Annotated in this window: 17 protein-coding genes; 13 read left to right on the forward strand and 4 right to left on the reverse strand. The window is 34.0% G+C overall.

What is annotated here, in order from left to right; all coding sequences use genetic code 11:
• Positions 1-93 precede the first annotated feature (93 nt).
• Positions 94-948, forward strand: coding sequence for a formyltetrahydrofolate deformylase (gene purU / locus ACNQF6_RS02760; RefSeq protein ID WP_417963025.1), 855 nt, complete (start codon positions 94-96; stop codon positions 946-948).
• A 251-nt stretch (positions 949-1199) separates the two neighbouring features.
• Here the strand turns inward: purU and ACNQF6_RS02765 are convergent, their stop codons facing one another.
• From ACNQF6_RS02765 to prfA, 4 genes are all read right to left on the reverse strand, one after another.
• Positions 1200-1985: an alpha/beta fold hydrolase gene (locus tag ACNQF6_RS02765; protein WP_417963027.1), complete on the reverse strand. Its 786-nt coding sequence runs from the start codon at positions 1983-1985 to the stop codon at positions 1200-1202.
• Positions 1986-2235: 250 nt separating this feature from the next.
• Positions 2236-3036, reverse strand: coding sequence for an ABC transporter substrate-binding protein (locus ACNQF6_RS02770; protein WP_417963029.1), 801 nt, complete (start codon positions 3034-3036; stop codon positions 2236-2238).
• Positions 3037-3310: 274 nt separating this feature from the next.
• On the reverse strand, positions 3311-4153 hold the full coding sequence (gene pyrF, locus ACNQF6_RS02775) for an orotidine-5'-phosphate decarboxylase (protein WP_417963030.1): 843 nt from the start codon (positions 4151-4153) through the stop codon (positions 3311-3313).
• A gap of 263 nt (positions 4154-4416) precedes the next feature.
• Positions 4417-5493, reverse strand: a complete 1077-nt coding sequence (prfA, locus tag ACNQF6_RS02780) for a peptide chain release factor 1 (protein ID WP_417963032.1) — start codon at positions 5491-5493, stop codon at positions 4417-4419.
• Positions 5494-5991: 498 nt separating this feature from the next.
• Between prfA and ACNQF6_RS02785 the strand changes: the two genes are divergently transcribed.
• The 12 genes from ACNQF6_RS02785 (at position 5992) to ACNQF6_RS02840 (ending at position 22294) form a co-directional block, all read left to right on the forward strand.
• Positions 5992-8091 (forward strand): hypothetical protein, encoded by a 2100-nt coding sequence (locus ACNQF6_RS02785; RefSeq protein ID WP_417963035.1) that lies wholly within the window; start codon positions 5992-5994, stop codon positions 8089-8091.
• Positions 8092-8255: 164 nt separating this feature from the next.
• Positions 8256-8633 (forward strand): hypothetical protein, encoded by a 378-nt coding sequence (locus tag ACNQF6_RS02790; RefSeq protein WP_417963037.1) that lies wholly within the window; start codon positions 8256-8258, stop codon positions 8631-8633.
• Positions 8634-8706: 73 nt separating this feature from the next.
• On the forward strand, positions 8707-9135 hold the full coding sequence (locus ACNQF6_RS02795) for a hypothetical protein (protein ID WP_417963040.1): 429 nt from the start codon (positions 8707-8709) through the stop codon (positions 9133-9135).
• Between the two features lie 239 nt (positions 9136-9374).
• Entirely contained in the window at positions 9375-9959 is a 585-nt protein-coding gene (locus tag ACNQF6_RS02800; RefSeq protein WP_417963042.1) for a fasciclin domain-containing protein, read from the forward strand.
• A gap of 237 nt (positions 9960-10196) precedes the next feature.
• Positions 10197-10847, forward strand: coding sequence for a YdeI/OmpD-associated family protein (locus ACNQF6_RS02805; RefSeq protein ID WP_417963044.1), 651 nt, complete (start codon positions 10197-10199; stop codon positions 10845-10847).
• A 243-nt stretch (positions 10848-11090) separates the two neighbouring features.
• Positions 11091-13382, forward strand: coding sequence for a DNA topoisomerase 3 (locus tag ACNQF6_RS02810; protein ID WP_417963046.1), 2292 nt, complete (start codon positions 11091-11093; stop codon positions 13380-13382).
• A 241-nt stretch (positions 13383-13623) separates the two neighbouring features.
• The gene (locus ACNQF6_RS02815; RefSeq protein ID WP_417963048.1) at positions 13624-14103 is read left to right on the forward strand and encodes a DUF6265 family protein; all 480 of its coding nucleotides are present in this window, start codon (positions 13624-13626) and stop codon (positions 14101-14103) included.
• Between the two features lie 189 nt (positions 14104-14292).
• Complete coding sequence (locus tag ACNQF6_RS02820) at positions 14293-16440, forward strand: TonB-dependent siderophore receptor (protein WP_417963050.1); 2148 nt, start codon at positions 14293-14295, stop codon at positions 16438-16440.
• Between the two features lie 63 nt (positions 16441-16503).
• Entirely contained in the window at positions 16504-17631 is a 1128-nt protein-coding gene (locus ACNQF6_RS02825; RefSeq protein WP_417963051.1) for a PepSY-associated TM helix domain-containing protein, read from the forward strand.
• 297 nt (positions 17632-17928) lie between these two features.
• Positions 17929-19434 carry an ankyrin repeat domain-containing protein gene (locus ACNQF6_RS02830; RefSeq protein ID WP_417963053.1) on the forward strand — a complete coding sequence of 502 codons (1506 nt, stop codon included), beginning with the start codon at positions 17929-17931 and terminating at the stop codon, positions 19432-19434.
• 86 nt (positions 19435-19520) lie between these two features.
• Complete coding sequence (locus ACNQF6_RS02835; protein WP_121342626.1) at positions 19521-20003, forward strand: DUF2271 domain-containing protein; 483 nt, start codon at positions 19521-19523, stop codon at positions 20001-20003.
• 92 nt (positions 20004-20095) lie between these two features.
• The gene (locus tag ACNQF6_RS02840) at positions 20096-22294 is read left to right on the forward strand and encodes a PepSY domain-containing protein (protein WP_417963056.1); all 2199 of its coding nucleotides are present in this window, start codon (positions 20096-20098) and stop codon (positions 22292-22294) included.
• Positions 22295-22361 lie beyond the last annotated feature (67 nt).

Consider the following 22361-nt stretch of genomic DNA (forward strand, 5'->3'; position numbering starts at 1 on the left):
AACAGCCCAATCCAACTTTTTTATAAAAACAAATACGTTTAGTTTTGAAAAATACTATTCATTACTAAGAACAAAGCTGAAAACAGAACGCTAATGCAGAAAATTACTATCCTAATCCATTGCGAAGATCAAAAAGCAATTATTGCCTCCGTTACAAACTATATTTCATCCATTGATGGAAATATTATTTATTTAGACCAACATGTCGATGCCGATGAAAATGTGTTTTTCATGCGTTTAGAATGTGAATTCAGTGCCAAAAATTGGAATATTGAAGCTATTAAAACTGATTTTCAAGCTAATTTGGCCTCTCCATTCCATATGTCATGGGAAATCTACACTCAAGACGAAAAACCAAAAATGGCTTTGTTTGTTTCTAAATACGACCATTGTTTGTATGACATTTTAGGACGCTACAGCGCCGGTGAATTGCCTTTAGAGATTCCTTTGATCATCAGCAACCATGAAGATTTAAAGTGCGTAGCGGAACGTTTTTCTATACCTTTTCATTATGTTCCGTTTACGAAAGATATAAAAGCCGAGGGTGAACAAAAGCAGTTGGATTTACTGAAAGAATACAATATTGATTTTATTGTTTTGGCACGATACATGCAAATTATCACTCCCAATTTGATTGCGCAATACAAAAATCAAATTATCAATATTCATCATTCCTTTCTTCCCGCGTTTCCTGGCGCAAAACCGTATCATTCGGCTTTTAAGCGCGGTGTAAAAATCATTGGCGCCACCAGTCATTATGTGACCGAAGGACTGGATGAAGGTCCGATTATCGAGCAGGATATTGCTCGAGTATCTCACAGTCATTCCATAGAAGATTTTATCATGAAAGGACGTGATCTGGAACGCATGGTCTTGGCCAGAGCCATAAAATTGCATGCCGAGAGAAAAACAATGGTTTATGACAATAAAACGGTAGTATTTTTATAAAAATAATCCTTTTTCGAATTAGTTTCTGCACTCAATATTGTCAACCATACACCAATAAAATCTTCCGAAACTAGAATTAATTGTAAAGAGTAAAAGTGTAAAAAACTTAACTTATGTACAACAAAGTAATAACAAAATCTTAACAGCAAAACGTTTCCTTAAGTGTGATCTTTGCAAGGTAATAAACTGGTTATTTATTATTTTGGTTTTGGTTAGTTAAAGAATTGCCTGCATTCATAGTGCAGGCATTTTTATTTAGCGGTATTTATAAATGACAGAACCGCATCGTTAAAAGCATTAGGTTGCTCCACATTTACTACATGTCCACATTTTTCTATTACGAAAAGTTTCGATGATTTATAATGATTCTCCACTACTTTACGTACCGAAGGCAAAAACATATAATCCTCTTCACCCATTACATAGAGTGTAGGGATATTCAATTCTACCTGACGGAACCATTTCAGCACTGGGTTTATTTCGGCAGTGAGTTTAAACCATTTTATAAATTCTTTTTGGTATAATTTCTTTGCCTCGTTTATAAAAAGAACACGAGATTGCTTGTGACTTTTTTTAGGCATAATAACAAAGGCAAAAAACTTATATAAAACTAAATATGGCAAAACATATTTAAACATATTTCCCAATCGCATCAATACTTGAGAACGGAAATTCATTTTTAGGATTGCACCACCCAGAATCATGCTTTGCACGCGTTCCGGATACATTTCAGCCAATTGTCTGATGAGAATAGTACCCAATGAAATACCAACGAAATGTGATTTTTTTATTTTAAGAAAATCTAAGACTTCCAGAATATCATTGGCCAAAGCCGAAAAAGTATATTTCTGTTTGAAAGCCGTTTTTAAAGTAGGTTTAGATTCGCCGTGACCCCGCAAATCCAATAGCAATACATTATACTGTTTTTTAAAATCCCGAATTTGCTTAAACCAGATAGAAGAACTTCCACCTGCACCATGTACAAAAGTGACCCACTGCTCGGTGTTTTTATTTTCGTAAATGGTGTAATTGATCACGTATTTTTTTTGTAAAAATAGAACTTTATTTTTAAATCCCAATCTTAACAAAAAATATTGCTAGTTTTATAATTGTATGCCTTAAATTTGCAAAAAAATTACACCGATGATTGGATTATTGAAAGAGAAAAGTGAAATAGAAAAGCTTAAAAGAGAATACCAAATACTTGCGAAATTTAATTTCGACCTCGAAAAAAACCCTATAAATCCGACCGTCATTCAGGAAGAATTAATATTAGAGGAATGCACATTATAGTTTTTGATGCATTTTTTTAAAATAATCAAATGCTTTTAGCAACCTGCTTCCATACCAAGAAAACATTTCGCCATCAACAAACACAGTTTTGGCATGATGCGTGTGTCTTCCTATTTCGAATGCGTCTTCCTCTTTGAAAGGATACGGCTCTGAAGAAAGGAAAACCAAATCCGGATCGCCCTCTAAACGTATTTTTTTGAGTTCGATTTCTGGATAACGCCCTTTGTTGTCATAAATATTCTGAAAGTGGTTCAGTTTCAGTAATTCATTGATAAAATTATCCGAACCTGCGACCATAAAAGGGTTTTTCCAAATGAAATACGCTGCTTTTTTAACTGGTTTATCTTTGATGAAATTTTTAAAATCGCTCAAGGCAAAAGCCAATTTGTCGTTCCATTTCTGCGATTCGGTTCTGCAATTAAAGAGTTGACCAAAGTCGGTTATCATTTGAAAATTGTCTTCAATCGTGATAATATTCGTGACCCAAACCGGACAAATTTTACGCAGCTCTTCTACTATTTCCTGTGTATTTTCCTCTTTGTTACAAATGATAATATCGGGCTGTAACAATCTGATTTTCTCGTAATGCACTTTCTTGGTTCCACCCACAGTTTTCTTTGTGGACTTAAAATGATACGGATGCACACAGAATTTGGTAATCCCAACAATTCGCTCTTCCAAACCTAGATCATACAACAATTCCGTTTGGGAAGGAACCAATGAAATGATGCGCTTAGGCGAAGTTTCAAATGAATGAGATGTTCCTATTTGATCTATTAGAATTTTTTGTTTCAAGTTTAAAGTTTAAAGTTGATATTATTAAAACATAAATTGGCAGCTTTTTAACCATTAAGAAGTTAAGAAAATTAAGCTTTAAAGTATATCCTAATGAAACTTAATTTCTTAATGGTTTAAGAAAAAGTCCCAGTTAAAAATTACTCCACTTTAAACTTTAAACTTTTAACCATTAAGAAATTAAGAAAATTAAGCTTTAAAGTATTCCTTAATGAAACTTAATTTCTTAATGGTTAAAAAAAAGTCTCAGTTTAAAATTTTTTCACTTTAAACCTTAAACCTTTTCAAACTTTAAACTCATAATTTCTGCCATTTCCTGTTGCATATTCAACGCTTCGGCTCTTGCTTTTTCAACAAAATCAGTTCCATTTGAAGCATAAATAATCGCTCTGGAGGAATTAATCAGCAATCCTACATTGTCGTTCATACCATATTTACAAACTTCAGATAAACTTCCGCCTTGTGCGCCCACTCCAGGAACAAGCAAGAAACTGTCAGGAACAATTTTACGAATTTCAGTGAAATATTCGGCTTTGGTAGCGCCAACAACATACATCAGATTTTCGCTGTTTTTCCAAGTTTTAGACGTTTCTAACACCTGTTTGTACAATTCTTTTCCTCCCAAAGCGTCGGAAACACTCAAAGTCTGAAAATCGAATGCACCTTCGTTTGAAGTCAAAGCCAACATAATCGTATGTTTATTTTCGAAAGCTAAAAAAGGCTCTACCGAATCTTTCCCCATATAAGGAGCAACAGTAACACTGTCAAAATTCAAATCTTCAAAAAAAGCTTTAGCATACATCGATGACGTGTTTCCAATATCACCCCGTTTTGCATCAGCAATCGTGAAAATATCCGGATAGGTTGAGTTGATGTAATTGATTGTTTTTTGTAACGACATCCACCCTTTTATTCCATAGGCTTCATAAAAGGCAGTATTGGGTTTATACGCCACCGCTAAATCATGGGTCGCATCGATTATCGCTTTATTGAATTCGAAAATAGGATCTTCCTGTTCTAATAAATGGGGTGGAATTTTATTCAAATCAACATCGAGTCCTACTGCTAGGAATGATTTCTTGATTTTGATTTGGTCAATAAGTTGTTGTGTAGTCATTGTTGTGTGTTTAACCGCAAAGTTCGCAAAGTTTTTCGCAAAGTTCACAAGGTCTTAAAAAAAAATGTCAAACTAAATTAGATTGACATTTTTAATTCTTAATGTAACTCTCCGCCTAGCAAATCAAAAATTTCGTTGTATTTTTTTAAATCATTAAGAAATTAAGAAAATTAAGTTTTCAACCTTAATGAACCTTAATTTCTTAATGGTTTAAATAGAAAAAAAATCAGATAATAAATAAAAAGAAGAATCAAAATTTTCATTTAGAAAACCTCGCTGGCTTCTTTCAATTTTTCCATGTTGTTAACTAACGCTAGTTCGTCAACAATTTTTTGAATGTCACCATTCATAATATTTCCTAAATCATACAACGTCAAACCTACACGGTGATCCGTTACACGACCTTGTGCGTAATTGTAGGTACGAATTTTTGCAGAACGGTCTCCAGAACTTACCTGAGACGTACGTTTTGTAGCATCTTCCGCTTGTTTTTTAGCTAATTCCTGTTCGTACAAACGGGAACGTAAAACACCAAAAGCTTTATCTTTATTCTTGTGTTGTGATTTCTGATCCTGACATTGCGCCACTAATCCGGTTGGAATGTGCGTCAAACGAACGGCAGATTTAGTTGTATTTACCGATTGTCCACCAGGTCCTGACGAACAGAAGAAATCCACACGCACATCATTCATATCAATTTGCACATCAAATTCCTCTGCTTCCGGAAGCACCATAACAGTCGCTGCTGATGTGTGCACACGTCCTTGCGTTTCCGTTTGCGGTACACGTTGCACACGGTGAACACCCGCTTCAAACTTCAACGTTCCGTACACATCTTCACCGGTAACTTCAAAAATTACCTCTTTAAATCCACCCGAAGTTCCTTCATTCATATCCACCACAGATGTTCTCCAACCTTTGTTTTCACAATATTTCGTGTACATACGGAACAAATCCCCGGCAAAAATACTAGCTTCATCCCCACCCGTTCCGGCGCGAATCTCCACCATAACATTTTTAGCATCTTCAGGATCTTTAGGAATCAACATAAATTTGATTTCATCCTCCAGTTCCGGTAATCTTTCTTTTGCTTCTTCCAATTGCATTTTGGCCATTTCGGTCATATCTGCATCACTGTTATCGGCAATTATTTCGTTTGCTTCATCGATATTCGCCATCAAAATAACGTATTCATCGCGCTTTTCAGCCAAAGCTTTTAAACTCTTGTACTCTTGATTCAATTGCACATAACGTTTCTGATCCGAGATTACATCCGGCTGAATAATCAAATCCGAAATCTCGTCGAAACGTTGTTTTACTATTTGAAGTCTATCTAACATATTCTTATTCCTTTTATTGGAGTGCAAAAATACGAAAAAAGTATTCAGTTTGCAAGGCTCGTTTTTGGCGTATTCTCTATCCATTTAAAACTTTCCAGACACAAAGCCTTCGATAACACAAACACTACAATGATAGAAACTTTAAACAGTAAACTTTTAACCAGTTAAACTCTTTTTAGGAGCTGTTCCCTGCTGTCATTCTAAATGAAATTCACTGAACTCCAATTAAATTAAGAATGTTGTGAAGTAATCTTTATTGATAAAACTTGCTTCGCGTTTTATCAATAAAGGATTTTCCCTTCCATCAGGGCTAGGGAATTTATGTTAAAATAATTGCGTTTACGGTTTTCCGTAAAGTTGATAAAACAAATGAAGTTACTTTTGGGTAGGGATTTAAACTTGATATATTTTTATCAGTATTTTCGGAAGAAATTTATATATTTGGAAATAGATAAAGAGAAACAAACTTTTATAATCTACAATTAAAATAAAGAAGGAATGAATGATAATACAAAATTTTTAGAATTTGCAGAGTCTTTAAAACTTGTAAGAAAAAATAGAATTGAAGATTTTATAGAGGATAAAAATATTGACGATATATATACCGATTTACTTCCAAGCAACGGTGTAATAACAAAACTAAATTTACCGAGAACCACAATATTAGTTGGGAGAAAAGGAACAGGAAAGTCAACAATTTTTCAAAAATCACAAAAAGATTTAATATCAAATAGGAAATGTATTTCAATTTATATAGATGTAAAATCATTATATGACAATTCAACTCCTGAAATACCTGAAGAGGTCAAATCATTAAGCTCAGAATTATATAAATATTTAATATACAGTAATTTAATTAAAGAAATAATTATTGAAACAAAAAATAGACTTGATGATTTTGTAAAAGTATCTATTTTAAAAAAATTATTGGGGTTTGATTTAGATCAAATTGAACAAATTAATGAGCAATTGGATGAAATTGAATCCACGATAAATGACGTTATAAAACACATCGATGGATCTCTAATCCAAACATTCAAACAAACTAATCAAAATGATAAATCTTCATCAGATAGCTTACAGTTTGATATTTCTAAAGATCCAAAAATATCAATAAATGCTCAAGACTCAAAAAATTCTTCAATAAAAACTGAATTTGAAAAAACTCTGATAAGTTATTTAGACATTAAAAAAAGTCTAATTTCAAAACTAAAGGAAATCAAAAACATATTAAATATTGACCATTTATATATATTTCTAGATGACTTCTCAGAGATCGACGAAGATGCTCAGAAAATATTTATGGATTGGTTTATAGCACCACTAAATAATTTATCCGAAGATTTTGTGAAATTTAAAATTGCAGTCTATCCAAATCGTTTTTATTATGGAAAATTAGATAATTCTAAAATTGATGAAATTTCACTTGAATTTTTTGATGCCTTTTATAGCTTTGAAAAGCAAGTCGATATTTCAAAAATGGAAATGCTTGCATTGGATTACACAAAAAGATTATTAAAAAAAAGACTAAATCTTTTTTTTCCAAAAAATCATTGGGAACGATTTTTTGATATGTCTGAAGATAGTCTATTTGATATTTTATTCAGTGTTACGTTTAACAATCCAAGAAAAATAGGTTATATTCTTTCATATTGTTACGAATCTTGCTTAATCCATAATTCCAAAATTTCAATTGAAGCAATAGAAAAAGCTTCACATAGATATTTCAATGATGTAACATTAAAATATTTCTTAGCCAATCAATATGTTATAAAACCTTTTGAAGACAAAATATCAAACGAACATCAATATGAATTATTAAACAATATCATAAGTCGCCAAAAAGCAAACGCATTAGCAACGGTGAGAACAAGAATCCCTGGTAAACCAACTAATCATTTTATTGTTAATCAAGAAATTTCAAATCTGCTTGACAATTTAGAATTAAATGGTTTTATAACAACATATAACAATACCTATGATAATCACAATCAATTATCTATCATTTATTCTTTGGATTATGGTTTGTGCAAAAGAAATGGCTTAAATTTCACAAGAGCAAAAAACGACAAATTAGTAACATATTTTTCTCAAACAAGGTTTAATATGAATATTTTGATTTCTGATTATTTTAATCAAACTCAAATTATTAAATGCAATAATGGTCACGAGTTTGCATATGAAATGTTAGAGACTTTAAAAAGATTTAGGATGCGATGTCCTGATTGTCTTGATAATGAAAAAAATGGTGTTTGTGAAGTTACATTATCTAGTAATGAGATACGAGAAAAGTTGAAAAATATTGAAAATAAAAGACTCAAATCATTTACTTATATTGAATTCCAAATTTTAGATTATTTGAATTCTTTTAATAGAGTTGTAAGTATAAACCGTATATCAACAAATTTAGATAAAGGAGAAACGACAATTAAAGTTAATATTGAGAAATTAATTGAAAAAGATCTTGTTTATCACGATTTAGCAGCAAGTAAAACTATTAAAAAAGACGTATATGGAATTTCTCAAAAAGGCACCAAATTGGTAGTTGAAGTACTAACAATATTAAACAAAGAAATTGAAAAAGGACAAAAACTGTAGCTAAACAACAGAAAAAAACCCCTTTGGCGCTGGCTTTCCCCCGCTGGCGCTGGCGTCCCGCTCGTGAACACAAACAAAAGCAAATACATTACAAATTTTAATTAGCACGAGCGTGGTAAAAAACATCAAGATAAATTTAAAATAAAACTTAAAACTAATACAGAATGCAAAATAAACAAAGACACGGATGCTTAACAGCATGGTTGATTTATTTAATCATTGCATATTCATTTAGTGCAATTTTCTATTTTTTCAAAACACAGGAAATGTACAACATTGCACAATACAATATTTCAGAAAACATGATGTTACTTCATGGTTCATTTGCAATATTGGGCGTCATTTTCTCTATAATGCTACTTAAATGGATAAAATTGGGATTTTGGGGTATTTTAATTATCAGCGTGATATTATTTGTAGTTCAATTACTAAATAGTGATAGAGTTATGTCTCCAATCTTTATTTTGGTTTGCTTAGTCATTCTCTATGGAATATTACAATTCAAAAAAGCGAATGTAACAGGTTGGAATAATTTAGAATAAACTTCACTTGCTCGGACACTCACAAATAAACCATAAGCAGCAAATAAGTACGAACCCATGAAAAACCAAACCGATGAAATTACTACTGACATCTTTACTTGTATTGTTCAGCTTTACAACATTCGGGCAATCGAATGGATTTTCAGGTGATTACAATCGCACTTTGGGCAAGGAAGGCAATCATTTAATTGAATACAAATTGACCTTACATCAAGATGGAAAATTCGTATTTCATTCATATTCTAAAATCAAAAACGGATTTCCGCCTGAAGTAAATAAATACGGAAAAGGAAAATGGACTGCTAAAGACAATGTGGTTACTTTCTCTTCGAACAAACAAGAAGACTTTGATGAAAAATATACGTTGGATTTTAATAATTCCAAGGCGAGATTTGTCACTAAAAATCCCAGAGATAGAAGTGACCGCATCATTAAGACCAAACTTACTTTTGTTGAATCAGAAATTTTCTGGATGCAACGACTGGATGTCTTTAAAATATAGGTACGCATTACCAATCCCCTACTAGCGTTCATTTGCAAAGACTTCCAATTGTATTTTTTTTGATCTTTAAATAATTTGCGAAATTTGGTTGCAGCGCTCCATATTTATAAAACTAGAACCCATCTCTACTATAATATTATTATCTTATTTTTTGTTTAATTATTTGTTAAAAAGATTAAACAACAGTTTTTAATCTGTATATTTGAAATATAAATAATTTTAAACTTAAAACATTGACTATGAAATTAGTAAAAACAATTAGCGCATTTGTATTATTAGGAGTAATAACTACTTCTTGTGGAGAAAAAAAGCAAGCAGAATCTACTGAAATGACTGATTCTACTGCAGTAGCCATGGATACTACAGTTGTAGTGGAGCCATCAACAATTGTTGATGTAGCGGCAGGAAATGCAGATTTCTCAACATTAGTTACTGCAGTAAAAGCATCAGGATTAGTAGAAACGTTAAGTAGCGAAGGTCCTTTTACCGTTTTTGCACCAAATAACGCAGCATTTGCAAAACTTCCAGCAGGAACTGTTGATGGTTTGCTGAAACCAGAAAGTTTAGACAAATTAAAAGCAGTATTGACGTATCATGTTGTTTCAGGAAAATTTGATGCCGCTACAGTAATTGATGCAATAAATAAAAATAACGGAAAATATACCGTTACAACTGTTCAAGGTGGCACTATTGTTTTGAGCCTGAAAGATGGAAAAGTGATGTTGACTGACGCAAATGGAGGAACTGCAACCGTAGTTCTTGCTGATGTGGCCGCTTCTAACGGAGTGATTCATGCAATTGATACTGTTGTTATGCCCAAATAAGGTTTTACTTTATTAATTCAGGAACCGTTGCAATTTTGTATTTGCAACGGTTTTTTTTTATGGATTATAACCAACAAATAGCAACTGCATTTTTTCAACATTGCATTTAGCTAGTTCCTCATATTTCATTTGCATCGATTGCCAATTTTAATTTACAGCATCATAGTGTTTGCAACGGATTTATTTTAATACTTTTATAAAACCAAAACCTTCATTATTTTTTTAAAATCTAATAAAATGAATCCTAAAGTTGATGACTTTATCAGTAATGCCAAAAAATGGCAGCCCGAAATAGAGCAATTGCGGTTATTGCTACTCGATTGCGGGCTAACCGAAGAATTCAAGTGGCGTATGCCTTGTTACTGTTTTCAGGGAAATAATGTTGTACTTATTGGCAGTTTTAAGGGATTTTGTACACTTAGTTTTTTTAAAGGAATTTTACTCCAAGATAGTAATGGAATTCTATGCAAACCCGGAGAAAACAGTCAGACCGTACGTTTTTTTAAATTTACTAATCCGGAAGAAATCACCGAAAATCTATCAATAATCAAAGCTTACATTTATGAAGCCATTGAAATTGAAAAAGCGGGGCTAAAAGTTATTTTTAAAAGCCATGAGAAACTTGAACTGGTGGAAGAATTGCAAATTGCTTTTGACAAAAATCCGGATTTAAAAACCGCTTTCAATGCCTTAACACCCGGCCGACAACGCGCGTACAATCTCCATTTTTCCGAGGCTAAACAATCCAAAACCCGCGAAACCCGAATAGAAAAATACACGCAACGTATTCTGAACGGAAAAGGAATCAACGATTGCATTTGTGGAATGTCTAAAAAAATGCCCAGCTGTGACGGTTCACACAAATACATTCGAGAAGAAAACAAATAGCAAGCTACAAAAATTTTTTGCTTTGGTAATTATGAAAATAAAACGAAATCAATAGCCCTGATGGAAGCGGCATCCCACGCTTTTTCGCGTGGATACAGCGGACAGCAGGACGGTTCGTGATTGAAAACCCGTTCGTTCTGCTCCTAAAAAATAGCACAGCCAAGCCGTTCATAACTCCTACCGATTTCTTTTTAATAACAATTTCTAAATTCCTAATTTGCGCCCTTAAATTAGTAAGAGAAAATGAAGGTCTGTATTGCCGAGAAACCAAGTGTAGCCCGTGAAATCGCATCCGTTTTGGGAGCCAATACCAAGCACGATGGCTATTTTGAAGGCAATGGTTATCAGGTAACGTACACTTTTGGGCATTTATGCACCTTGAAAGAACCGAACGATTACAAACCGCACTGGAAAAGTTGGGATTTGAACAACCTACCTATGCTTCCGGAAAAATTTGAGACCAAAGTGGTGGAGAATTCAGGGATCCAAAAGCAATTCAGAATCATAAAAAGCTTGTTCGACAAAGCCGATTTAGTCATCAACTGCGGGGATGCCGGGCAAGAAGGAGAACTCATTCAGCGCTGGGTCATGAACGAAGCGCAGTACAAAGGCGAGGTGAAACGCTTGTGGATTTCGTCCTTGACCACCGAAGCCATCAAAGAAGGTTTCCAGAACTTGAAACCATCTGCCAACTACGATAATTTATACTACGCCGGATTTTCCAGAGCCATTGGCGACTGGTTACTCGGTATGAATGCCACGCGATTGTACACTGTAAAACATGGCGGATACAAACAAGTTTTGTCTATTGGGAGGGTGCAAACCCCAACATTGGCAATGGTCGTGGACCGATTCAAGGAAATTGAGAATTTTAAACCGCAACCGTATTGGGAATTGCAAACTTTATATCGAGAAACACTTTTCAGCTATGAAGAAGGGCGCTTTTTGAAAAAGGAAGATGGTGAACTTCTCGCCAATAAGGTAAAGGAAAGTGAGTTCGAAATTGTTTCTGTCGAAAAAAAGAATGGCAATGAGTTTGCACCAAAACTATTCGATTTAACAGGTCTTCAGGTGTACTGCAATACCAAATTTGGTTTTACTGCAGATGAAACACTTAAAATTGTACAAACGTTATACGAACAAAAAGTAGTCACGTACCCCAGAGTCGATACCACATTTTTACCCAATGATATTTATCCAAAAGTTCCAGGGATTCTGAAAAACTTGACGAATTATGCTGCGTTGACGCAACCACTTTTGGAAAAAAAGATAAAAAAATCGCCCAAGGTTTTCAACGATAAAAAAGTAACGGATCACCACGCCATTATTCCAACGGGAATTCAAAGCAATTTGCAATACAATCAGCAGCAAGTGTATGACATTATTGCAAAGCGATTTATTGCTGTGTTTTATGATGATTGTTTGGTTGCCAATACCACAGTAGTAGGGAAAGCTGCCAATGTTTTATTTAAAACCACGGGAAAAGAGATTTTAAAAAAAGGATTTCGAGTTGTTTTTGAAGATCCTAATACCAAAGAAAAAGAAGCCAATATCTTGCAGAGTTTTGTTGTAGGCGAAAAAGGACCCCACCAACCTTCGTTTTTGGAAAAGGAAACCAAACCACCAAATCAATTTACGGAAGCGACTTTATTGCGCGCCATGGAAACCGCGGGCAAGCAAGTTGATGATGAGGATTTACGCGAATTGATGAAAGAAAACGGTATTGGTCGCCCATCGACGCGAGCCAATATTATTGAAACCCTTTTTAGACGCCAATACATAGTAAGAAACAAAAAACAGGTATTACCAACACCAACGGGGATTCAACTGATTGATACGATTCAAAATGATTTGGTGAAGTCGGCTGAACTAACTGGTTCTTGGGAAAAACAGTTAAAAGATATTGAAAAAGGAACGTTTACCGCTGGTGCATTTATTAAGAACATGAAAAACATGGTCGAAACTTTGGTGTACGAAGTCCGAAGCGAAACGAGACGCGCCAATATTTCGCATGCAGGAAGTGTACAAAAAGAAGTAACTAAAGTAGAGAAAAAGAAAGTAGCCGGAATTTTGGCTGAAGCCTGTCCGAAATGCAAAAAGGGAACACTTATCAAAGGAAAATCTTCGTTTGGGTGTTCTGATTATAAAGCGGGATGCACGTTTCTATTGCCCTACACTTTTGCAGAGAAAAAAATATCCGAAAAACAATACTTGCGATTGCTTCAAAAAGGGTCTACGGTAAACTTAAAAGATTTCAAAACCGATGCTGGGGTTGTGGAAGGTTTACTCCGCTTTGACGAAAATTTCCAACTCATTTTAGAACCTAAGAAAACTTTGGCGAAAGCCATTCCCGACGAATTAACCTGTCCGAAATGTCAAAAAGGAACCGTGCTGAAAGGAAAAACCGCTTATGGTTGCAGCGATTATAAATTGGGTTGTGATTTTAAAGTGACTTTTGATGTGGTTCGAGCTAAACTAAAAGATCAAAAACCTACGAAGGAATTGGTTTATACTATTTTAAAACAAAGTATTTAAGGCTAAAAACTAAATTTAAATTTCACCTTATAAATCATTAAAATTAGTTGCTAAACAATCGCTTATATGCCCTTATATGACATATAAGGTTAAGTTTTTTATAACGGTTGTATTATAATTATTTGTTTGAAAAGTATTCAAAAGTCTAGTCTTTTTTTGGAAATTTAAAAACTAAAAAAAGAACACTATTTTATTTTTTCTTACCTTAGCTTAATTTAAATAAAACTTAATATTTAGACCAATGTTTCAAAAAACGACTCTTATACTACTTTTGTTAGCCATTGTTTCCTGCAAAAATTCTGATTCAAACAAAAACGAAAAAATCAAAGCGGCAAGTTGGCTTTTGGGGAATTGGGAAAATAAATCCGTTGATGGTACTCTAACCGAATATTGGAAAAAAGTAAACGACAGCACTTTTCAAGCACAATCCTATTACATCAAAGAGAAAGATACAGTTCATTTTGAATCTATCGTATTACAACAAAAAGGAGAAAATTTGACCTATACTGCAACCGTAAAGGGACAAAATAATGACAAACCTGTTGCTTTCAAATTGACAACCGCAACCGATAAACAAGTATCATTTGAAAATTTAAAACATGACTACCCTCAAAAAATCAGTTATACCCAAATTACTCCAGACAGTTTAGTGGCTAAAATTTCGGGAATCCAACAAGGAAAACCAAGTTCCGAACAGTTTTCGATGAAAAAAATCAAATAAAACTTCAACATCTCTGTTAAAATCAAAACCTTGCCCTAAATAAGCAAGGTTTTTTCATGCTGTTAAAATACTGATTTTCAATTTACTGAAAATTATTTTTTCGTATTATTTATATTTAGTCTAAATAAGTTTTGTTAAAACAAAAAGCACTATTATATTTGCGGTATTATTTTTAATTAATCTAAATAAATGAAACCTATACATACATTTTACCTATCCGTTTTATTAATTGGCATAACAGCAAGTGCTCAAGAAAAAAAAGAGCGAGAAAAAGATTCTCTTAAAACCTTAAAGGAAGTTATTGTAAACACCAACAGATACAAGTACAAAAGAGAAAAAAGCACTACAGTTTCTAAAATGCCTTTGAACAATATTGAAAATCCTCAAGTGTACAATACCGTTACCAGCGAATTATTGAAAGAGCAAGTAGTGACAAATTTTAATGATGCTTTAAAGAATGCAACTGGTATAACGCGTCTTTGGGAATCAACTGGACGTGGTGGTGATGGAGCAGAATATTTTTCTATGAGAGGATTTGCTGTTCAGCCCACCATGATTAATGGACTTCCGGGAATCAATAATGGAAGTATCGACCCTGCAAATGTGGATAACATTGAAGTAATAAAAGGACCATCAGGAACATTATTTGGAAGCAGCTTGATTTCCTACGGAGGTTTAATAAATACTGTAACTAAAAAGCCATACTCAACTTTTGGTGGAGAAATAAGTTATATTTCAGGATCCTATGGATTGGACCGAATCACTGCCGATGTTAACGTACCTTTAAATTCAGATGTTGCCGTTCGAATAAATACAGCGTATCAAAAAGAGAATTCGTTTCAAGATGCAGGTTTTGGCAAATCAGTTTTCTTTGCGCCTTCGTTGAGTTATAAAGTAAACGATAAACTCTCGTTCTTAATCAATACCGAATTTACAAATAGAAATTCTGCTAATGCGCCCATGCTTTTCTTGAGCAGATATTCAGCTCTATCATTTAATTCAATCGAATTATTTGAAAGAAATTATAAAAAATCGTTTACTTCAAACGAACTATCAATCAGCAATCCAACGTATAGTTTACAAGCTCAAATGTTTTACAAGTTGTCTGACCAATGGACTTCCCAAACGGTATTATCCAGAAGTAACAGTAAAACCACCGGGTATTATTCGTATTTATTTGATGCGTCAAACGGAAATGATTTTTCACGATACATTTCTAAAAGAAACGGAGAAACTTTGGCAACTGATATTCAGCAGAATTTCATTGGCGACTTTAAAATTGGAAGTTTAAGAAATAGACTGGTCGCAGGTATTGATTATTATAAGTCAAATATTATAAACGGAAGCACCGGTTGGGTAGGAAACGGAATTGTTTCCTTAATCGATGGATCAGATACGGGAGATCTAACCCAAGCAGGAGTTGACAACCTTTTAGTAAGTTCATTTGAAGGAAACTCAACTGCTGAAACAGAGGTTATTAGTGCCTATGCGTCGAATGTATTGAATATTACTGATAAATTATCAGCCATGGCGAGTTTGAGAATTGATAACTTCAAATCTAAAACAGCAACCGAAGAAAACAGTCAAGCAGCCGTTTCTCCAAAATTCGGTTTGGTTTACATGCTGATTAAAGATAAAGTTTCTGTTTTCTCTAATTATATGAATGGCTTTGTAAATGTAACGCCACGAGAAGTTTCTGAAGTGGATGGTTCTAATCCGAGAATGGAATCTTTTGACCCAGAACAAGCCAATCAATATGAGTTTGGACTAAAAACAAACTTGTACAAGGATATTATTTCGGCATCGATTAGTTATTACAACATTGATGTAAAAAATAGAATAATGACTGACCCCAATAATATCAACAATTCCATTCAAGGCGGTGAAGTAAACAGTAAAGGTGTTGAGGTAAGTTTTACGGCAAATCCAGTCAAAGGATTCAACATTATTGCTGGATTCAGTAATAATAACAGTGAAGTTACTAAAGACAATCCCGGAGATGGTTATTTAGGCCAAAGACCCGAAGAAGCAGGACCGGAAACTCTAGTTAATTTCTGGGCTAATTACACATTGACTTCCGGAAAATTAAAAGGTTTCGGAATTGGATTTGGTGGAAACTATGCCAGCGAGTACAAAACCTTAAACAGAGCGAATATTGGAACCTTTGCCTTACCAAGTTATACCGTTTTGAATTCGGCTTTATCTTATACGAGTGATAAATTTAATATCGCATTAAAATTGAATAATGCATTAAACGAAAGATATTATTCAGGATGGTCTACTGTAACACCTCAGCGTTTGAGAAGCGTAACAGCAGGTTTAACCTATAAATTTTAAGTTTCATAATTGGTTTTGTTTTACTAAACTCCTCATTTCGGTGGGGAGTTTTATCCTTTTTAAATGAAAAATAATAACTTCAAAAAAGCGATCCGAAAAATCCATCTTTGGCTTGGTTTGTCCTCTGGTTTAATCGTTTTTATAATCGCCATCACGGGATGTTTGTATGCCTTTCAGGAGGAAATACAAGACATCACAGAAGAATATCGCTTTGTGGAAACGCAAAAAAAACCTTTTCTGCTTCCATCACAATTGGAACCCATCGCTAGAAAAGAAGTTCCTAATAAAGTACTTCACGCCATCAAATACAATGAAAAAAATAATTCTGTTGAAGCTATATTTTTTCATTACGAACCCAGTTATCATCATACGACTTACATGAATCCTTACACGGGAAAAGTGCTAAAAACAATCAATAATCAGGAAGGTTTTTTTCCTTTTATACTAGACGGGCATTTCTACCTTTGGCTGCCACATGAAATTGGGCAAACTATTGTAGCATCGGCGACATTACTATTTCTGATAATGTTGATTTCGGGTATAATTCTTTGGTATCCAAAAAATAAAAGTGCAGCAAAACAGCGCTTTTGGTTCAAATGGAAAAAAGGCACGAAATGGAAAAGGAAAAATTACGATTTACATAATGTCACCGGTTTTTACGTCTTGATAATCGGAATTATTTTTGCCATTACGGGATTAGTATGGGGATTTCAATGGTTTGCGTACTCGTATTATAAAGTATCCGGTGGTGAAAAATCATTATTATATGAAGAACCGCTTTCGAAAAAAAACCAGGAAACTGCAACTACAACAATCGTAAAGCCATTAGATGCTGTTTGGCTTAAAATGCAGAAAGAATATCCTCAAGCTAAATCCATTGAAATTCATCCGCCGGAAACGAATCTTTCACCAATAGCCGCCAATGCGAATAGTGATAAGGGAACATATTGGAAAATTGACTACCGCTATTTTGATCAATACAGCTTGAAAGAGATGCCAGTTTCCCATCTTTGGGGCAGAAAAACAGCGGATGAAGTTGCTGATAACCTAATGAAAATGAATTATGATATTCACACCGGAGCCCTGTTAGGATTACCGGGAAAAATATTCGCCTTTCTTTGTAGCTTACTCATTGCAAGTCTACCAATATCCGGATGCTATATTTGGTGGGGACGAAATAAAAAAAAATAAAAACACAACAACAGTTTCAACATAAATCAAAAAAAAATAATAATTGAATAATTTAATGCAATTCCATTAAACCTTTCAATTCATTTTATATCTAACTAAAATAATTAAAAAGGTTTTTATGCTTTTTTAGTTATAAGCAATCTAAAAAAGACGACAAAAAAATTTCTTTATATTGGATAAATATTAATTGCTATTATAGTATTTATTTTTACATTTGCGTTATTTTTATTTATTCTAAATAACCAACAATTAATTAAACAAATATTCCCTATCAATAAGAACCTTGACAATACATTTATGAAAAAGAATCTTTTAATTTCATTTGCCTTAGTCACTACTTTATTAGTGAGTGCGCAACAAAAAAATACACTTTTAGAGCAGTCTTTCTGGAAAACAACTCCAGATGTAAGTACAGTTAAAGCCGAAATTGCAAAAGGGAACAGCCCATCAGCATCAACACCTAATGCTTTTGATGTAACTGTTATGGCTATCAATAATGATGCACCTGAGGCTACAATAAAATTCTTATTAGAACAACCCGGAAATGAAGTCACTAAATCTACCCATGACAATCGTATTTATTTACATTGGGCCGCTAATAAAGGAAATACAGCAATCGTAGAATACCTTATAGCCAAAGGATCAGACATAAACCTAGAAGATAGCCAAGGTTTTACTCCAATTACATTTGCAGCCAATAACGGTCAAAATAATACCGCAGTCTATGATGCTCTTTTTAAAGCTGGAATAGACCCAAAGAAAAAATATAAAGACGGTCTAAATCTATTGTTTATGGCTATACCGTCTGATAAAAACCTGACACTTACTACCTATTTTATTTCTAAAGGTTTATCTCTTACAGACATTGATAATGATGGCAATACGGCCTTTAATTATGCGGCCAGAACTGGAAATGTAACCCTTTTAAAAACACTGTCAGAAAAAGGAGTGAAATACACTGATAATGCACTAATTATTGCTGCACAAGGTTCTCGTAGAGACGCTAACACCATAGCGACCTATAAATACTTGGTAGAGGAATTAAAACTAAAACCTACAGTAACTAGCAAAACAGGAGAGACTGTACTTCATTTTCTGGTAAGTAAATCCAACCAAACTGAAATCATCAATTACTTTTTAGCAAAAGGAGTAGATGCCAACAAAGCCGATAATGAAGGGAATACTGCATTAATGGCAGCAGCTGGGTCAAGAGAAATTGCCGCACTAGAACTGTTATTGCCAATTGTAAAAAACATCAATATACAAAATGGTAAAGGTGAGTCGGCATTAACGATGGCTGTGAAATCTGGGACACCAGAAGCAGTTGCACTACTATTGAGTAAAGGCGCCACTGCAAACGTTCAAGACAAAGATGGAAACAACTTAGGATATTACTTAATACAGTCCTACAGACCAATAGGTCGTGGACCAGAAGCTGCTAATGGACCAAAACAAGATCCTTTTGAAGCTAAAATAAAACTACTTCAGGATAAAGGATTAAACGTAGTCACTCCTCAAAAAGACGGAAGCACGCTTTATCACTTTGCTATCGCAAAAAACGATTTAACTTTGCTAAAGAAAATTACTGATTTAAACGTCGATGTAAACGCAAAAAACAAAGATGGTTTAACAGCATTGCACAAAGCAGCTATGATCTCTAAAGACGATACTATCTTAAAATACCTGATCTCTATTGGTGCCAAAAAAGAAATCATCACTGATTTTGACGAAAGTGCCTATGCCTTAGCAAAAGAAAACGAGTCTTTAACAAAAAACAACGTATCTCTCGAATTTTTAAAATAACAATATGAAATTGCCGTGATAGAAAATCACAAACAATAATGAAGAATGGCGATACCATATTCCTTTAAAACAAATATTATCTACATATGAAATCAATCCTGAAAATTAGTTTATCTATAGCGTTTCTATTCCTTTTGTCCTTTCAAGCTGCCGCACAAACCAGTAAATACAAATGCATGCTCCAAATGTCCAACTACATGGGAGAAGGCGCTTATATCGTAGTTTCACTTGTAAACGCTAAAGGCGAATATGTGAAAACATTATATGTAATGGGTGACGATAAAAAATGGTACAAAACCCTAAAAGAGTGGCATAAATTCTATTCTAAAAAACCAGAAAATATCAGCGCCAAAACTGGAGCTTCAGTAACTGGCGGCGACCGTAGCATCACTACACTAGAAATTGAAGATGCTAAAATCAACAAAGGATTTAAATTGCGATTTGAAACAGCTGTAGAAGATCATAAATATTATACCGCCGATTTAGAAATTCCGCTTACAACAGAAGGAATTGCTGCAAAAACTGAAGGTAAAGGTTATATTCGTTACGTAAGATTAAACAAAATATAAAATAAACAGCTTTTACATTAAACCATAATAAGTCATATAAGCTTTTACAAAACGTAAAACTTATATGACTTATATGTTAAAATTTATTATCAATGACCCTTTCTTTTTGGCGTTACTCACATTTGGCTTTGGCTTTATTTTCTGCTGCATTTTTGATATTGGCATCCGTAACTGGTGTCATACTCGCAGTCGATGCCATACAAGAGAAAACACCGCCATACAAAGTAGAAAATTTCGACAAAATAACACTTGGAGAAACTTTGCCGATATTGCGCAAAACCTACGCTGAAATAACGGAATTAAGTGTTAACCACAATCAATTTGTAACCCTGCAAGGTATCGACCAGGAAGATAATGATGTCAATGCTTATGTTGATCCAAGAACTGGAAAAATACTAGGAGAACCCATCAAAAAAAGTGAGTTTATCAAATGGACTACAGCGCTCCATCGTTCTTTATTTCTGAAAGAAACGGGGCGTTTTTTTGTTGGTTTTATTTCCTTTTTGTTAGTATTGATTTCCATTTCGGGTTTTGCTTTAATACTCAACCGACAAAGAAGTCTTGTTAGTTTGTTTTCTAAAATTGTAAAAGAAAATTTTGCCCAATATTACCATATTTTTCTAGGACGATTATCGCTGATTCCAATTCTGATTATCGCACTTTCAGGAACCTATTTAACCTTGGAAAAGTTTAATTTTTTCCTCGAAAAAACAGATTCAGAAGACAAAACCGAAACGACTGTAACTACGCTTATTGCAAAAAAAGGTGTTTCTACTTCAGTTTTTAAAAACACGCTTCTGGCTGATGTTCAAAAAATTGAATTCCCCTTTTCAGATGATCCCGAAGAATATTATATCATTACATTAAAAGACCGAGAAATAGAAGTTAACCAGGTTTCTGGTGCAATTGTAAATGAAACTCCTTTTCCGATGAGAGCTTTAATATCGGATTTGAGTCTTAACTTACATACCGGTCGAACCAATATTTTATGGGCGATAATTTTAGGAATAGCGAGTTTAAATATTCTCTTTTTTATCTACTCGGGATTTGCAATGACTTTGAAACGAAGATCGAGTCGCATTAAAAACAAATTCAAACCAGAAGACAGTACATTTATTTTGCTGGTAGGTTCTGAAAATGGAAGTTCATTACGATTTGCTAATGCTATTCACACACAATTACTTGCTCACGAAAAAAAAGCTTTCCTTACTGAATTGAATAATTATTCGGTTTACCCAAAAGCAGAACATCTTATCGTATTTACTTCAACCCACGGATTAGGTGATGCTCCTTCTAATGCGAGCAAATTTATTTCGCTCATTAACAAAACCGAACAACAGCACAAAATCAATGTTTCGGTAGTCGGATTTGGTTCAAAAGCGTATCCTGATTTTTGTGGTTATGCACGTGACATTGACACTTTATTGGCAAAACAAAATTGGGCGGAGCACTTTTTAGATTTACAAACCGTAAATGACAAATCAGCTGAAGAATTTGTAGGTTGGGTAAAATTATGGAGTGCCAAAACAGGAATTCCGCTTTCAGCTACTCCATCCTTATATAATGAAGTCCCAAAGGGGTTGCAAAAGCTTACCGTACTCCATAAAACTGCCGTTTCTGACACGGAACATACTTTTTTACTCACATTGCGAGCGAGTAGAAAATCTAAATTTACGTCCGGCGACCTTTTGGCTGTTTATCCTGCTAATGACAACCAAGAACGCCTCTACTCTATCGGAAATCATAAAGGCAACGTACAATTAGTGGTAAAATTACATCCCTCAGGGTTGGGTTCCGGCTATTTATATAATATTGAAAAGGGATCTGTTTTCAAAGCAAGAATTATTAAAAATCTCACCTTTCATTTCCCAAAAAAAGCACCCAAAGTGGCACTAATTTCAAATGGAACTGGAATTGCTCCCTTTCTGGGAATGATAGAACAAAACAAGAAAAAAACCGAAATTCATTTGTATTGTGGTTTTCGAAAAGCAACTGAAACTGTTTTAGGGTATGAAAAATTTGCTGCTGAAATGATCCAAAAACAGCATCTTAAAAGTTTTAATGTAGCTTTATCCCGTGAAGCAAACCATGATTATGTGATGGATTTGATCAAACGTGACGCTGATTTTTTCATTGATTTGTTAACACAAGGAGACGTTGTAATGATTTGCGGTTCGCTTGCGATGCAAAAAGATGTAGAAGCTGTTCTTGATGCGCTTTGCATTGACGAAACTGGGAAAGGTATTGCTGATTATAAAGCCAATGGACAAGTGCTAACGGATAGTTACTAAGTCCTCTTCTCAGCCCTCTCCAAAGGTGAGTGAGCCGAAACTAGGTTGAAAAAATTAGGATTAATCG

It is taken from the genome of Flavobacterium pasteuri (assembly GCF_048286615.1).
Taxonomy (GTDB): domain Bacteria; phylum Bacteroidota; class Bacteroidia; order Flavobacteriales; family Flavobacteriaceae; genus Flavobacterium.